Source organism: Paenibacillus faecalis, assembly GCF_900289175.1.
Classification (GTDB): domain Bacteria; phylum Bacillota; class Bacilli; order Paenibacillales; family Paenibacillaceae; genus Paenibacillus_AQ; species Paenibacillus_AQ faecalis.
The window spans coordinates 49741-66167 of the sequence record NZ_LT985747.1 but is presented as its reverse complement, the minus strand read 5'-3'; the positions used below and the strand labels follow the sequence as shown (position 1 = coordinate 66167).

Genomic DNA, 16427 nt, shown 5'->3' with positions numbered 1-16427 from the left:
GGCAACAGAAGGGATATCGGATTAAGGATATCCCTTCTTCATTTGTAGCCTTAGAAAGTCGTTGTCTTCATGAGCGGGGTTAAGCGCCAAGAGGAATATGAACTCAAGGAGAAGATATGTCATGACAGAAACTATCGGCTGGTATTCGGGTAAAGGGAAAGGAAAATGGAGCCAACGAGAAGGGGAGGTTATTGAGCTATATTCAAATAATACCGACACGGTCATTGTCAATGGAGACAGCCCTATGGTTCTGGATGGTGATTTGGAATTCACAATGACTCCATTAAGCAGACATGGCCGAATCGGCACGGTCATTCGATATGCCTCTCCGGATCGTTGGCTGTTTATCGGCTGCGATGTCCCTATGGACCCTTTCGGCAAGAGCACTTGGGTGTGGTCTCTTCCGAATGGAGAACAGGGAAAGCTGTTCCAGACCGATCCGTGCTATGAGGGGAAAAAATATCGGATTAAGCTGCGCTATATCAGGTCAGAACTTATGATCTGGTTGAATGGTTATCAGGTCTACCACGGCTATCTTCCACAAAGCGAGTGGGCTGCAGGACGAATGGGTGTGCGTGCGTGGACTGCTAAAGATGGAAGCGAAGGGTGCGCATCGTTTGCTGATATTCGCTATGAAGCGGTAAGGCGGAAAGAAGCGGCAGCCAATTTAGAACAAGAAGCAGTCCTAAAAAGTGAACTTCAAATACGAACCATTGAATCAGATGAATTGGAGGTCGATATCGACGCTTTGTTTCCGCGTGTCCTTCGCTATAAATGGAAATCGAATGGCGCGGTTATGTTCGGTTATAACGCTAGTATTCAAAAATCTCTTTCTTGTTTCTATATAAACGGTGATCCTTATATACCTGTAGTAGATTTTGCATCTGACGAAGCTCAAGCTGAATATCTGCTGTCCTTTCCCTGTATCCAGGTAGACATGAAGGTGATCCTTAACGTTCAGAACCATGTATTGGAGATGAAGATTATCGAGGTTTGTGAATATGGACCATTTCTTGTGAAGACCATATCGATTCCTGGACATAGCCTAATTTCGATTCGAAGTGATCAGACGGGTGCGCATGCTGCCTGTTCGGAAGGAGTCAAGGGGGATGCTTTTTGGTATGTGTCGGATCGATTGGGTGAGCCGCTGCTTCATTATTATGCATATGCCATTTTGAACACAACAGAGCTGTCTGCAACGATTCATAACAATGTCCTTCATAACCGGAGACGTTTATGTGTACAGTCAGCGCAGGAAGATGGAATCGTATCGGTTGCTGTTTCGAATCAGGAATGGGCTTATCGTGGCCCTGATGATGAAGTGCTTGGCGAGCCATGGTCCAAAGTCATTTTAACGGCTGATCGGAATGGAGACGGGGCTGTTGATTGGCAGGATGGGGCTATTGCTCTTCGAGAGCAGCTAGTTTCTATACCTGGCTCGGAAATGCTGCGACGCAGCTATGCGCATATCGCGATGAATTTTGCAGGGATGGTGCAATTTCCGTTTCTACGTATTTTAGATAATGTAAAGAAGCTGTTTCTTTATACGGATGGTTTTGGCCAGATGCTGGAGTTGAAAGGATACGCCTCCGAAGGCCATGACAGCGGTCATCCGGATTATGGAAACATCAATAGTAAGGCGGGAGGCAGTAGGGACTTCAACATCCTGATTGAGCGTGCGAGCGAGTTTAACACAAGCATAGGGGTTCATATTAATCATAGTGAGGCTTATCCGGAGGCAAGGGCGTATCATGAAGCCATCATGACGACAACCCCGGGATGGTGCTGGTTGGATCAGTCATATTATATGGACCGTGAAAAAGATATCTTGAGCGGGGGAATGGATCAGCGTCTTGATGAGTTGCAAGCAATTACACCGAAGCTTGGTTTTGTCTACGTTGATACATATCGGGACGAACACTGGGCGGCGCTTCGATTGACCAGAAAGCTGCATGACAACGGATGGATCGTTTGGACAGAAGAAAGTGATATGCTCAACGAACATGCCGTGTGGACGCATGACAGTACTGGCGATAGTCAAATATCAAGATTTTTGTATCACACTCAAAAAGATGTATATGCACCTCATCCTTTGTTGAAAGGCGGCTATGCTCGCCATAAAGATAATGGATTTATGGGCTGGCAGCAAGAAAGAGATTTAGTGGCTGTTGTGGAGGCTTTCTTCACGAAACAGCTGCCTTATCGGTATCTGATGCATTTTGCGGTGATGAAGTGGTGTGAGCATGAAATGATTTTGGACAAAAACGTAGTCGTTCGGCGGGAGAAAGATCAAATCGTGATGTATTGTAACGACCGGAAAATAGCTGAGGACAACTTAATGTTTATTCCTTGGAGTCCTTACGAGGAACATAAGATTTATCACTGGAATCCTGAAGGCGGCTCCAGCACATGGACTTTGCCGGACAGCTGGCGGGGGAAAAGCGTTGTTAAGCTGTATCAACTGACGGATTTGGGACGGATTTACCTGAAGGATATCCCGGTTTCTGATCAAAAAGTGACGATCATTGCAGAGGCTAAAACGCCTTATGTAATTTACCCTGAGGAAGCGCCGGAACTGCCGGAAATCGAGTGGGGAGAAGGGAGCCCTGTACGTGATACGGGCTTTGACAGTCATGATTTCAAGTATTGGACGCCATCTGCGCAATGTAATGATTTGAGTCACATTAAAATCGTAAATACCAGTTACGGACAGACTTATTTACAGATTCAGGGGAATGATGGGGCGGATGCGTGCATCTCTCAGCCGATAACGGGACTTGAGCCAGGAAAGACGTATGCTGCATCAGTCTGGGTTCAGCTTTCCAAGAACAGAAAAGCATCGATTACAGTGCGGATCGGTTCTTCGTTGGAAGTGAAACGTGAGATGGACAATACCTCTGTTGTCAATTGGGATATTAATTCGGATAAAAGAGGGACGTTTTACCAGCGCATGCGTTTACGCTTTACGATGCCTAAAGACGGCTCCAAAAGTATACCGCTATTGCTTCTACGGGCAGAGAAGGGGGAGGCAGTTTCATTCGTGCATTTTGATGATGTCCGAATTAGGGAAGTGAATCAGCCGAGTCCATTGCCTGATCACGCTTGTGAATATTATGAGGACTTCGAACAGATTGATGAAGGATGGGGGCCATTCGTCAGCTCCCATGAACGAATTAACAAGACTCACCTGTCACAGAGGCATGAAGGCTATACGAAGGATACGATTGGCGGAGAATGGTCGATGAAGACAATGAACGAACGGCAGGGAGAGGTGGTACGAACGGTACCATCGACGGTAGATTTTAAACCGAATCAAAACTATACCATTATGTTTGATTATGATGCGGATCATGATGGACAGTATAGTGCAGTTGTAAAAACCACGGAACATATCCTGCTGCATCGTCCATTGAAAAAAGGAAGGCAGGTATTTACAGCATCATGCTCAACGGGAGATTTTGCTGATGTTTATTTTGCAATCGTAAAGGAAAATGAAGAAGATGGAGCGCTGATCATTGACCATTTTACTGTGAGGTCCGAGAAATAGGGATGTACCTGGACACCAGCCAAACAAGGTTGGTGTTTTTCTGCTGGTGTTAAAAATATCACTTTCAATAGGATGAAAAAATGATATATTATAGTTCCTGCTGCAATATTGAATATGTATGTTCTTCAAATGATGCAGGTTTTATTTTAATGGCGCGGGGTGGAGCAGCTAGGTAGCTCGTCGGGCTCATAACCCGAAGGTCGCAGGTTCAAATCCTGCCCCCGCAACCAATTAAGAAAATAACGGGACGTAGCTCAGCTTGGTAGAGCACCTGGTTTGGGACCAGGGGGTCGCATGTTCAAATCGTGTCGTCCCGATTATATAAAAAGATGTCTCACAAGATCCTTAGATCTTGTGAGACATCTTTTTTGTGTTTTCTAAACGCAAAAAAATCGCCCTTTTGATAGAATGAAAGCGACATACCATCATTCACAAAGGAGCGATTTTTTTGTACATTCAATGAAGCCACATGTAGAAGAGAACCAAACTTATTCTATATAGCTGGCTGCTGCAATAAGTTCTTTTACTTGATCAGGCAAAGCTGCAATCTCTGTTTTGCTCAATCCTTTGGTTGGAACAGGTGGCAGGATGGTAACCGTTACATCGGCAGGGCTTATCCAAAAACCGTTAACTTCCATCAGCTTGTAAGAGCCTTGAATTCGAATCGGAACAATCGGCACTCCGGTTTTTGCGGCGATCCGAAATGCACCGGGCTTGAATTCCCCAAGCTCATCATTTTTGCTTCTTGTACCTTCAGGAAAGACAACAACTGAATAGTTGTTTTCTACTAACTTGCCTGCCTCATTTAGACTTTTTATCGCTTGTCTTACATTGTTCCGGTCAATAAAAATGCATCGTAAATGTTTCATCCATTTTCGAATAAAAGGGAGCTTGGCCAGCTCCGCTTTGGCCAGCAGAGCTTTCGGTTTACCAATATGCCCCAGCATAATTGGTACGTCAAAATTTCCTTGATGATTAGATACGAATACGGCTGCTTCCTGCGGGATATGCTCCATTCCATGCACAGTAACTTTCGCTCCGGCTGCTCTTAACAATGAGCGCGCCCATCTTCCTACATGTTTGGAGATGTAAGCATCATATTCTTCCATGCGCCCTTTCTTTTGTAACCAGGCTGCTTTAAACAAACCCGGAATCATCATAATTAAATAGAGCCAGAAGTAAATAAACCAAAAGATTGTGTGAATAATTTTCATGATGTTGTCCTTTCGCCATTAATCGCCAAACCTATAATAGCCAGTATAACTTTTATGAGAAAATAAATGAATGGTGGAAATTTACATTGATCATCTTAAGGATCATCCGTTTCAGCCAATGGATGATCGGGTAAATATAGAACAAGTGGGAAGTGGTTGTTATCAATTGTCGGCCGGAACAAAATGAACGTTAGTCGTTTATTCCGAAGGGATTGATTCACCATGGACGACCTAAGACTGGAGAAATCGGAGGATTTCTTCAAGGATTAATCAGGACATTATAGTCATCTGTGTCATTTGCGATTTTATTTACCGCTTCCCACGTAAAAGGCCCCGCGATATTTCGTCGCGGGGTCTTTGCTTTTAAACTAGTCTTTGTACACGTTTCTTTATACAAAAAGCATTAGTATGCCCATCTGCCTTTACGAAAGACTGGCTCAATCGTGCCGTCAGCCAGCTCACCGTCAATTTCAAGCTCTTCCGAACCGATCATAAAATCAACATGTGTTAAGCTGACATTAGCGCCTTTTGCGAGCAGCTCTTCTTTGGAAAGTTTGGTCCCGCCTTCGATGTTAACCGGATAGGCGCTGCCCAGTGCAAAATGGCAAGAGGCATTTTCATCCACACCAGTATTGTAAAACACACGGTTCAAACGGGAGATGGGGGAATCATAAGGTACGAGAGCCATCTCGCCTAGATAAGAAGCACCTTCATCTGTTTCAAGCAGTGTAGTTAAATGCTCGCGCCCCGATTTTGCATCATACTTAACCACTTTTCCGTCTTTGAACGTAAAGGTAATGCCTTCGACCAATCTGCCATTCAAGTTCAGTGGAAGTGTACTGGTTACTGTTCCATTGACGCCTGTACGATGCGGCATGGTGTAGATTTCTTCTGTAGGCATGTTCGCGACAAAATACACACCGGACTCGTTATGGTCCCCGCCTCCAAGCCAGAGATAGCCTTCCGGCATTTCAACGTGCAGGTCTGTGCCTGGCGCGCGGTAATGAAAGCTTTTATATCGTTTGTTATTCATATATTCCTGACGCTGCTTCAGTTCCGCAATGTGTTTCTGCCATGCAGCAACCGGATCTTCCGTATTCACCCGGTTCATCTGGAATACCGCTTCCCACATTGCATCTATCCGCTGCTCTTCCGGCAGGTCGGCATAAACCTTGTTCGCCCAAGCTCGGGTTGGCGCTTTGATTAAAGACCAGCTGACTTTGTTGTTTCTTACGTAGGCTTGGTATGTTTCTCTTGCTATGGCGGCAGCTTTAACAGCGGTTGACACTTTGGACGAATCGATGCCGCGGAACAACTCCGGATCAGGTACTTTAATATGAAGGACGGCTCCCCCGCCTTCAGCCAGCTGTTCCATCATGTCAGCCTGCCACTTCGGATAATAGGCGAAAGAGTCATCCGGCGCTTTTTCATATCGAATCCGGGTAATCGCTTCATCATCCCAATCGACCTGAACATATTTCGCGCCTGCTTCATATGCTTTACTTACGATCTGGCGGGTAAGTTCAACGGTCTCTAGCGGAGCGTTCACCAGCAAAACTTGACCGGGCTGTATGTTAACCCCTACCCTCACCACCAGTTCTGCATATTTTTCCAACATCGTTTCAAAATCGCTCATATGTATATTCCTCCATATCATTTGATCACTACTATATTAGTTTAACATGTTGGTTTTATATTTGAAAAAGACCTCACGGCCTTCTGCCTTCAGAAGAACCATGAGGTCTTTACTGTTTTCTTTTTATATTATTGCTGCTCATTTGAAGTCTTCTTTGAGGACGGATTGTTCATAAATACCTCTGCCGATTCTTCAGCAGAAAATTCCGTGTCATCTAATCCTTCACCTGGAACAGGCATTTTGTTCATCTTTGTAGTATATACCTCGGACTTCGATGGTTTATTAGCATCGGATTTGCTCATTTGCAGACACCTCCTTTAATAACTTGCAACACAGGTTTAGTGTCCCGAATTGGCGGAATATTATGCAAGCTGTCCATCGTTCTGGTTGGATTTCAAAATGAATGATTTCATGTTTCTAATCGCCTTTTCTTTGATATTATGGATTTATAGAATGAGTCAGAGCTGTAAGAAGGAGGTTGGACAGCATGAAGAAGCATCATGACATGATTCCTTTAGGTGATTCTGCTGTGCTTATCCGGTTCGGTCATATGATCCGCGAGTCGATCCACCACCAGGTTTACGCTGCGGCGATGCATATTGAAAACAATCCGTTTCCGGGATTTAAGGAATGCGTCCCTTCTTTTAACTCGGTCAGTATTCATTATGATTTGCTCAAGCTTCCTCAAGTTCAGGGTGCCCGCTCTTCCTTTGAAGCAGTGTGTTCACTTCTAAATGAATTGTTGGCTGAGATGAAGCCTGAGACGGAGCGAGCGCCTGTTATTGTCGATATTCCGGTATGTTACGGCGGAGAATACGGTCCAGACTTGGAAACCGTTGCTGTTCTGAACGGATTGACACCGGAAGAAGTGGTCGATATTCACTGTGGAAAAGACTATTTAATCTATGCTATTGGCTTTACTCCCGGCTTTCCTTACGTCGGCGGAATGTCTGAACGCATCTCAGCTCCCCGAAAAAAGACCCCAACGCTTAAAGTTCCCCCGGGGTCCGTTGGTATAGCCGGAAATCAAACGGGAATTTACCCGCTTGAAACACCTGGCGGTTGGCAGATTATCGGCCGGACACCGCTTGAATTGTTTTTGCCAGATCAATATCCTCCAACACTACTGCAAGGCGGGCAATATATACGTTTTTATCAAATAGACCGTATGGAGTTCATGTTCTTGAAAGGTGGAGGCGCATGAGTATAACCGTTATAAAACCAGGACTGTTGTCTACCGTTCAGGATTCAGGAAGAATCGGGTACGGGAAATTCGGGGTTAGCGTGTCCGGAGCGATGGATCACATTTCTCATCGAACAGCGAATTGGCTAGTCGGTAATCATGAGGATGAAGCAACGCTGGAATTAACTTGGTCGGGCTTTACTGCTGAGTTCGGGCAAGATCAGTGGGTTGCGATTACAGGCGCGGATTTTTCACCTGCGATTGAGGGGGTGAGTGTTCCGATGTGGCGGCCGGTGTTCGTTCGTAAGGGCAGCAGGCTTACTTTTCATAAACCGGTTTCCGGATGTAGAGCTTATTTGGCTGTTGCTGGTGGGATGGATGTGCCGGAAGTGATGGGGAGCCGAAGTACTTATCTGCGCGCAGGTATTGGAGGATTTCACGGAAGAGCATTACAGCCCGGAGATGTTCTAGATGTTAGAGCTGGAGGGTTCAGTGCTCCAGCAACCCGGTTGAATAAAGGAGATTTTTTCTATTCCGTAAAATGGTCGATTCCAGCTGCCGTATTTCTTAAAGATGATCATCAGCCGATCATTCGGGTTATTCGGGGCAATCAGTTTGATGATTTTGATGCAGAAAGCAGGAGATCACTGTTTGATCAGACTTTTCAGGTGACATCTCAATCAGACCGGATGGGATATCGGCTGTCGGGGTCACCGCTGCGTTTAAGCACTCCAAAAGAATATATATCCGAAGCGGTGACACCGGGGACTGTTCAAGTGCCAGCTGACGGTCAGCCTATTATTTTGATGGCAGACTGTCAAACCCATGGAGGGTATCCGAAAATTGCACAAGTGGCAAGTGTTGATATCCCGCTTGTTGCTCAGGTCCCGCCAGGAGGCTGCATACGATTTAACGAGATCACATTACAGGAGGCAGAAGCGCTTTTGATCGATCGAAGCCGAAAACTAAGACTTCTGTCCAGAATGATCGATATAAAACTAAAGGAGGAATATGATGCTGCAGGTGGATCTAAATGCTGATATGGGCGAGAGTTTTGGTGTTTACCGCATAGGCGTGGATGAAGAGCTGATGAGTCATGTTACTTCAGCCAATATAGCCTGCGGTTTCCATGCCGGAGACCCTACAGTTATGCGGAAAGCGGTAAAACAGGCGCTCAGCAGAGGAGTTTCAGTCGGGGCGCATCCTGGGCTGCCGGATCTGGCGGGTTTCGGAAGAAGAAACATCGATATTACTCCCGACGAGGCATATGATATGGTCACTTACCAGATCGGAGCGCTGCAAGCTTTCGTTAAGCAGGAAGGGGGCGTGTTGCGGCATGTGAAGCCTCACGGTGCATTGTATAATATGGCGGCGACTTCCAGAGCGCTTGCGGAAGCTATCGCTACTGCGGTACATACCATCGATTCCAGTCTGATCCTGTTTGGTTTATCTGGTAGCGAATTGATACATGCCGGTCAGCAGCTTGGATTATCAACCGCGCAAGAAGTGTTCGCAGATCGAACATATCAAGATGATGGTACATTAACTTCAAGACGCTTGCCAGGGGCGCTCATTACCGATTCCAGCCAAGCGGTGGAGCAGGTACTTCTCATGGTGAAGGAGAAGGTAGTTCAAACTGTTTCCGGCAAGAAAATACCAATTCATGCGGACACGATATGTATTCATGGAGACGGAGCGCATGCTTGCCAATTTGCATCTCTGCTTCGTTCCCGGCTTGAGGCGGAAGGAGTAGAAGTGAAAGCAGTTTAAGGGTGCTCAATCCATTCCTATAAACCAGAACTAGATGATTTGGAGGTATTTTCGCATGAAAATCTTAATTTCCGGCTTTGAACCTTTTGGAGGCAGCAGCTTGAATCCAACAGAGCGTCTTATCGAGGATATAGTCAACATTCCTTTTGAAAATACAGAGTTAAAAACAATATTGCTTCCTGTACATTTTGACGAATGTGCGGAACTGCTTCTGCGAGAAATCGAATCATATCATCCGGATGCAGTCATTTCCTGCGGCGTTGCTGCGGGGCGAACATCGATTACTCCAGAGCGTATCGCTGTGAATGTGAAAGATATTGAACCGGATGCTCCATATTCGGATAATCGGGGGGCACGTCCGCAGGATGAGCTGATTCGGCCAGGAAGCCCTGATGGACTGTTTACCCGACTGCCTGCTCGCAAGATGGTAGAGCGGATGCGTGAACAGGGGATACCAGCTTCTATGTCGAACACGGCGGGAACCTTTATTTGCAATAATACGATGTATGCTGTGCTGGATTATATCCGGATACATCAGTTGCCTATGCTTGGCGGTTTTGTTCATTTTCCAGCATCGACCGAAATGGCGGTCGACAAACCTTCGCTGCCGACGTTGACACATGAAATGATGCTGAAAGGACTGGAAATGATCATTCAGACGACAATCGATGAAGTGCAGGAAATGAGAGCGACTGAATGATCGAAAGGAATATTCCTGCTAGGAACGTCTTGGAACAGACAGAAGGGATGTCTCTAGGTCAATCGACCTTTTTGAGACATCCCTTCTGGCGTGATCACGACTTTATAATGGGGTATTAATATTTTACGATAATTGCATTACTGATCGGACGTCCAGGTGTCGTCAGATAAGAACCGTTATAGTAAAGACCGCTGGATGCGCCTCCGTCCAAATTCATAGCCTGATAGGCACCGGCTTTTTTCATGATTTCAGCAAGTTGGGGAATCGTTGCTCCGCTCGTTGTCAGCAAAATGAGCTTGTGATCTTTTGTAATCCCAAGAGCGCTCCGTGCGCCTGCGCCGGTCAAAATTTTCGGATCTCGGAAACCTTCTTTCTTCACATTAAGAGAAACTTTTCCGTCAACAACTAATCGCGGACCTGCTTGCACAGCACCTGTCGATTTACCTGCCGTAAAGTGATCCTTAAATTCCGGTCCAGGGACTAATTGAGCAAGGTTATTGTTGTCAAACGTAAACACAGTTCGCCGGTCTCCTGGACTGTTATTTAAAAGCTTGCCAGAGCCAACGACATAACCAAAAGGTGGTTTGTAAGATCCTTTTGCGTATGCTGCAAAAAACGTTCCATTGATGGCAGCGACGGCTTTGTTACGCTTGGCCAAGCTACGCAGTTGTTCGACTTTTCCTATTTTATTACCGGCAAGTGCAACGTCCAGTTTCACTTTAGGGTGCAGCAGCGAGATGGTAAGCATCTGTGTATGGAATGTGCGCGAACCGACCTTAAAGGTTTTACGTGCCGATACGATCGGTTTGGAGCTGGGCGAGATTAAAGAACCTGATAGAACAGGCAAAGGTTTCGCTGTCTCTCCTTCGGAGATGATGACCGACGAAGTGTTTTTCTCCCATTTAATATTTAAGTTCAAATGTTTGCTGACGAATTGAAGCGGTACATATGTATTCCCGTTGTATTGGAAAGGGGCAGCCTTCAAACTTGATTTGCTTCCATTTACATATGCCGTGCGTTTGCCGACATAAAGTATAAGCTCGGTCTCTCCCTTGGTAATCGTTATCTTTTTCTGAGCTGAGTTGTAGCCTACTTTGATCCCTTCATAGCTTTTTAACAATCCAACTGGAATGAAGGATTGATTGCTCTTATCCACATAGGTCAGCATTTTTGCTGGGGAAGCGGCATAGAGCGGGGTTACTAGCGTGAACATCGCTAGTAGTACTAAAGTTGCGATTTTTTTCATGTGCGATTCTTCTCCTCGATATGTATTATGTCACGTAACAACGTGATACTTCATTTTTATCGGAATTTCATAGTTAAAACTGTAGTAGAATCATTCAATTTCGAAAATTTTACTAGTCATAAAGATTTAGATGGAAATAATTCGATATACCTATTTTTGTGCAAAAAGGTAACAACCTATAGGATAAATGTCGATAAAACGTTATAGCACTGGAAAATACCTGTGAAAGGAAAAAGGAGAGGAATGAATGATCTTTAACAGGAAAGCGCCCAAGTTATTTCTAATCATTGTGATGATGCTGGCTATGGTGTTTCCCTCAAGTGCTCTAGCGGCTAGCGGGGATTTAACATCTATCGATTTTGACACTTCGGAGAAAGAAATTCATCTTACAGTTAGCGAGTCGACGAAACAGCTTCGCGTTCTGGCAACGATTGAAGGCTCTTCGACAAAGAGAGATGTAACGAATGAGGCGACCTGGACTTCTTCCAACACCAAGATTGTTAAGGTAGAAGGCGGGCTGCTTACGCCGCTTGATAAAGGAACTGCAACTATTACAGCGAAGTATAAAGGTGCCATTGCAACGATTAAGGTCATTTCAAGCTATGCGGCTGAAAAGTTTGAAATTAACCAGCCGAAAGAAGTTGAGTACAAGCTCGGTGAAGAAGGCATTGAAGTCAAGGCGCTGGCTGATGGTACGAATGATGTCACTTCGGAAGCAAGCTGGTCCTCCTCCGATGAAGGAGTTGTGACTGTTGATAAAGGCAAGTTGAAACTGATCGGTAGAGGCAGTGCTACTGTTACGGCTAAATATAAAGGTCTCAGTGCATCGTATAAAGTAAAAGTGATATCTCCATACGAGAAGCTTGCCATCGATCCGAATTTGAAGCAGGAGTGGCTCGTAGGAGATCAGCCTGAAACCGTCAAAGTTTTTGCAAGAACTTCGGATTCTGAAGCGGGACTGGGTACGGATGTGTCTGATAAAGCGGAGCTAAAGTCTTCGGACAATTCAGTAGCTAAAATCGTTGATGGAAAGCTTGAGCCCGTTGCATTAGGTAAAGCGACGATCACCGCGACGTATTTAGGAAATTCTGCGAAGATTGATGTTTATGTGCGAAATCCATACGAAGCGTTGATTTTGGATGAGATGGAATTCATTAAAAATCCACTAATGTTTTTGAATGAATCCAAAACGATTACGGCCTCGGTTCGTAATGCCGCAACGCAATCTGTGGAGGTTGCAGCAACTTGGACTTCTTCAAATCCGCTGGCGGTAACGGTAGACAACGGCAAATTGATGGCAAAAGCAACCGGAAGTTCTACGATCAAGGTTTCATATATGGGATTGACCAAGGAATTTAGAGTAACGGTATTACCGACTGTTACCGAGTTTGTGGCAGCTGAATCCGAAATGAAACTTCTCAAAGATGAATCCAAATCTACCCCTAAAGTAACGGGGACATTGCTCGACAATGAAAAGCAGGATTTCAGTAAACATGTACAATGGATTACAAGCGATGAGAATGTAGTCACGGTAGATGATGGCAAGGTTAACGCCAAAGGTAAAGGCGAAGCGGTATTGACCGGAAAAATAGGCAGCAAAGAAGTCGTTGAGGTAAGCGTTACCGTTAATGAGAAGGTGCTTATCCTCTTGCCATCGATTGAGGAATACCAGATCGTTACAGGCAAAACGGCAGCTCTGCCGCAGGTTACGGCTGTTTATGAGAATGGCGACGAAGAAGATGTGAGCTCTCTTATAGAATGGTCTTTGACAGGATCGGTCGCTGTTATAAAAGACGGAAAAATTAAAGGACTGACCAATGGTTCTGCCACTCTGAAAGGTACGTATTTAAATCAAAGTATCAAGATTCCGGTAGCGGTAGAGCGAGAAATCGTTAAGATCGTTGTCAATCCGGAAACGATAGAATTGAATATCAAGAAATCTAAATCGATTAAAGCGACAGGATATTACTCCAATGGGAAATCGGTCACACTGTCGTCTAAGATGAATTGGGTATCATCTGATCCAACCGTTGTAACAACGAGCCGTTCTTCCGTTAAAGCTGTAGGAGAAGGTACTGCAACCGTTAGCGGTTCGTATCAGGGTATTAACGTAAGCATCAAGGTGAAAGTGGTACCGAAACTGAAGAAGCTGATCCCGAGCGAGAAGAAGCTGTACCTGAAGCCGGGTGATATTAAAACCGTTCAATTGATGGCTGAATATGATACCGGCAAGTCCAATAACGTCACTAGCAGCGCGCAATGGTCCACCAGCAAAAGCTCTGTTGCTACCGTGTCTAACGGTAAAATTGTAGCGAAGGATAAAGGTTCGACGCGTATCAAAGCGAAGTATGGTAATAAAACGGTGACTATAACGGTCTATGTCAAGTAATTCATACAGGCCGCTTCCGGTTAGAAGGAAGCGGCTTCTTTTTGTACATCTGTCGACAAACGCGAGTGAGGAAAAGCAGTAATCCCCTTTTGGTTGATAGCCTAATTTTCATTGGCCGGCTTCCATAGGGACCCCTAGTATTGACTTATTCTCGATCATCCGGTTATACTGCAAGTGTCGTATATGTACCAATGATCAACAATACTTGAAGTGAGGAGGAAGATAAATGTTCTTTTTGTCTACTGTTTTAATTCGGAGAATGGGATAGACGGGAGAGGTCTGCCCTTTTTTAGCTATTCCAACCGAAGAACAGTAGATCAGAACGTCATTCTTCCTTGTCTTTACAATGTTATATTGTAATGGGTAGGGTGTGTTCACCTTACCCATTTTTTGCTATATCTATATAAATTGAAGATCGTTCTTTCCTATTGCTCTTTTCGGTTGGCTTCAGAATTGAAACCTAAGGAGAGAGTAAGGATGAGTATTGTAAACGTAGAACAACTTAAGCATACGTATGGAGATAAATTATTATTTAGCGGTCTGGAGTTCCGGCTGTTAAAAGGAGAACACGCAGGACTAGTCGGGAGTAATGGAGCTGGCAAATCAACACTGCTCCGCATGCTGACTGAGGAGATCATCCCGGATTCCGGATCAATTACATGGATGCCGGGAGTAAGGGTGGGGTTTCTGGAGCAACATCAGGATTTAAAGGCAGGACTAACGGTGCTGGAAGCGCTGCAGGATGTATTCCGTCATCTGTATGATCAGGAACGAAACATGCTTCAGCTGGCAGAAAAAATGACTTCTACATCAGATCATATGGAATCTTTATTATCGCAATACGGACAGCTTCAGAATAGCCTTGAACACTATGATTTTTACAATTTGGATTTAAAAATTCAAGAGGTCGCCGCTGGTTTGGGTATTGTGGATATCGGTTTAGACCGTGATGTGAGAGAACTGAGCGGAGGGCAGCGATCGGCTGCTGCTGGGGAAGCTGTTACTGGCTAAACCGGACGTGCTGTTGCTGGATGAGCCGACCAACTATTTGGATCATGTTCATATCGAGTGGTTAATCGGTTATTTAAAACGTTATGAGTCAGCTTATATGGTCGTGTCACATGATGAGGAATTCATGAACGAAGTGACAAGTACGATCTTCCATTTGGAGCATCATCATATTAAACGATATACCGGAAATTACGCTGCTTTCAAAGATCAATATAAGCTGAGCCGTCATCAGCTGCATGATGCTTACGCAAGACAGCAGAAAGAAATCAGCAGGCTTGAAAGCTTTGTGCAGAAGAACCGGAATCGCAATGCTAAGCAGGCAAAAAGCAGAGAGAAAATGTTGAGTAAAATTCAGCGCATCGAGATTCAGAAGACAACGCCTAAACCACGCTTCAAGTTTACAGTGAATAAAGAGCCGGTCAGCAAAATTGTCGAAGCGAAGCAGCTTCAGTTCGGGTATATCCAGCCGCTTTTCAGCCCAAAGGATTTTGTAGTAACACGCGGTGAGAAGATTGCCATAACCGGCTATAACGGAATCGGAAAATCAACGATGCTGAAAACATTGATCGGTAATATTTCGCCATTAGGCGGCATATTGCACATAGGTGATGGTGTTCAGGTCGCTTATTATGCGCAGGAACATGAGACATCTCAAGAGACGCCGCTTACGTATTTATGGAACTGTCGTCCTGACCTCACGCAAAAAGAAATCAGGCAGACGCTGGCAAGCTCCGGCTTGACCGATAAGCATATCCGTCGTTCGATATCGCAGCTTAGCGGCGGCGAGCAGGCTAAGGTGCGATTGTGCAAGCTGATGATTACACGAGCCAATGTGCTTGTGCTGGACGAACCGACTAACCATCTTGATGTTCATGCCAAAGAAGCGCTGAAAGAGGCTTTAACCCGGTATGAAGGTACGATTATCCTTGTTTCTCACGAGCCTGATTTCTATTTGGATTGGGTGACACACGTATGGTCGGTGCAAGACTGGAGTTAATTTTTTTTAAACGATTTATTTTTTCGTTTGCTGTACGGGAGTGCATATAATTGTCCGCCTGCTATTTCGGCAAAAAAAACCTGCCGCACATCGTCATTGCCGAGCTGCTGATGCAGCTGCTTTGATAGCCAGGCTTCATCAAATCCGCTTAGCCGTAAATTTTCAAACATCAAGTTCCCGTCCATAATAACAACGATCGCCGGTTCTTCCTGCTGAAGCTTTAATTTCAAGTCTTGCGGTGTTACAGGGCGGATACCTGAGTTTGGCAATATGGACAGTTCTCCGTTTGATTCCAGAATCGCATAATGGACATCTTGTATCTTAAAGTATCCTTGAAGTCGCAGTTGTGAGCATAACATCGGGAGGTTCATACGGTTTTTACGCAGTGCGACTTCATCGATCTGGCCTTTTATGATGAGCATACTGGGTTTGGAGTCCATTTCATAGAAGGGCTTGAATAACGATAGACGTGCAAGAAAGGCTACAACGAGGAAAAGAGTAATGAGTGCAATGCCTGTCCGAAGCGGATCTTGCAGCAAGAGGGGCTGAGAAGCTACGTTGGAAATAATAAATAACAACGCCATTTCATAAGGGGTCATTTGAGCTGCTGACTTTTTACCCATCAAGTTAACGATTAACCATGTGAAAAAAATGACGATAACGGCTCGTGTAGTATAAACAAGTAGACTGGCCAACATAAAATTGCAACTCCTTTTTATATGTACGCTCCATAA

Annotated in this window: 11 protein-coding genes, 2 tRNA genes and 1 pseudogene; 9 read left to right on the top strand and 5 right to left on the bottom strand. The window is 45.0% G+C overall.

All coding sequences use genetic code 11. The features are described from left to right. The first annotated feature begins 121 nt into the window (after positions 1 to 121). From C8268_RS00310 to C8268_RS00300, 3 genes are all read left to right on the top strand, one after another. A complete protein-coding gene (locus C8268_RS00310; RefSeq protein ID WP_158702648.1) occupies positions 122 to 3547 on the top strand; it encodes an endo-alpha-N-acetylgalactosaminidase family protein in 3426 nt (1141 codons plus the stop codon). A gap of 153 nt (positions 3548 to 3700) precedes the next feature. Next, positions 3701 to 3777, top strand: a tRNA-Met gene (locus C8268_RS00305). A 13-nt stretch (positions 3778 to 3790) separates the two neighbouring features. Then, positions 3791 to 3864: transfer RNA gene (locus C8268_RS00300), tRNA-Pro, on the top strand. A 171-nt stretch (positions 3865 to 4035) separates the two neighbouring features. Here C8268_RS00300 and C8268_RS00295 read toward each other — a convergent pair. The 3 genes from C8268_RS00295 to C8268_RS22830 form a co-directional block, all read right to left on the bottom strand. Further along, on the bottom strand, positions 4036 to 4761 hold the full coding sequence (locus C8268_RS00295) for a lysophospholipid acyltransferase family protein (protein ID WP_106765822.1): 726 nt from the start codon (positions 4759 to 4761) through the stop codon (positions 4036 to 4038). Between the two features lie 403 nt (positions 4762 to 5164). Then, entirely contained in the window at positions 5165 to 6397 is a 1233-nt protein-coding gene (locus tag C8268_RS00290; RefSeq protein ID WP_106765821.1) for an aminopeptidase, read from the bottom strand. Positions 6398 to 6525: 128 nt separating this feature from the next. Then, a complete protein-coding gene (locus C8268_RS22830) occupies positions 6526 to 6699 on the bottom strand; it encodes a hypothetical protein (protein WP_199794787.1) in 174 nt (57 codons plus the stop codon). Between the two features lie 185 nt (positions 6700 to 6884). On the opposite strand from C8268_RS22830, the gene pxpB reads away from it, so the two are divergent. The 4 genes from pxpB to C8268_RS00270 are packed head-to-tail and all read left to right on the top strand — an operon-like array spanning position 6885 to position 10050. Further along, complete coding sequence (pxpB, locus tag C8268_RS00285; protein ID WP_106765820.1) at positions 6885 to 7601, top strand: 5-oxoprolinase subunit PxpB; 717 nt, start codon at positions 6885 to 6887, stop codon at positions 7599 to 7601. Next, the gene (locus C8268_RS00280) at positions 7598 to 8620 is read left to right on the top strand and encodes a 5-oxoprolinase subunit C family protein (protein WP_106765819.1); all 1023 of its coding nucleotides are present in this window, start codon (positions 7598 to 7600) and stop codon (positions 8618 to 8620) included. The genes pxpB and C8268_RS00280 overlap by 4 nt, the downstream gene beginning before the upstream one ends. Then, entirely contained in the window at positions 8595 to 9350 is a 756-nt protein-coding gene (locus tag C8268_RS00275; RefSeq protein WP_106765818.1) for a LamB/YcsF family protein, read from the top strand. The genes C8268_RS00280 and C8268_RS00275 overlap by 26 nt, the downstream gene beginning before the upstream one ends. A gap of 55 nt (positions 9351 to 9405) precedes the next feature. Next, a complete protein-coding gene (locus C8268_RS00270; RefSeq protein WP_106765817.1) occupies positions 9406 to 10050 on the top strand; it encodes a pyroglutamyl-peptidase I in 645 nt (214 codons plus the stop codon). A 115-nt stretch (positions 10051 to 10165) separates the two neighbouring features. Here the strand turns inward: C8268_RS00270 and C8268_RS00265 are convergent, their stop codons facing one another. After that, the gene (locus C8268_RS00265; RefSeq protein ID WP_106765816.1) at positions 10166 to 11296 is read right to left on the bottom strand and encodes a phosphodiester glycosidase family protein; all 1131 of its coding nucleotides are present in this window, start codon (positions 11294 to 11296) and stop codon (positions 10166 to 10168) included. A 247-nt stretch (positions 11297 to 11543) separates the two neighbouring features. Between C8268_RS00265 and C8268_RS00260 the strand changes: the two genes are divergently transcribed. Further along, on the top strand, positions 11544 to 13685 hold the full coding sequence (locus C8268_RS00260; RefSeq protein ID WP_106765815.1) for a hypothetical protein: 2142 nt from the start codon (positions 11544 to 11546) through the stop codon (positions 13683 to 13685). Between the two features lie 477 nt (positions 13686 to 14162). Further along, a pseudogene (locus C8268_RS00255) lies at positions 14163 to 15693 on the top strand (ABC-F family ATP-binding cassette domain-containing protein). Here the strand turns inward: C8268_RS00255 and C8268_RS00250 are convergent. After that, entirely contained in the window at positions 15690 to 16391 is a 702-nt protein-coding gene (locus C8268_RS00250) for a DUF421 domain-containing protein (protein WP_106765814.1), read from the bottom strand. The pseudogene C8268_RS00255 and the gene C8268_RS00250 sit on opposite strands and share 4 nt — an antisense overlap. Positions 16392 to 16427 lie beyond the last annotated feature (36 nt).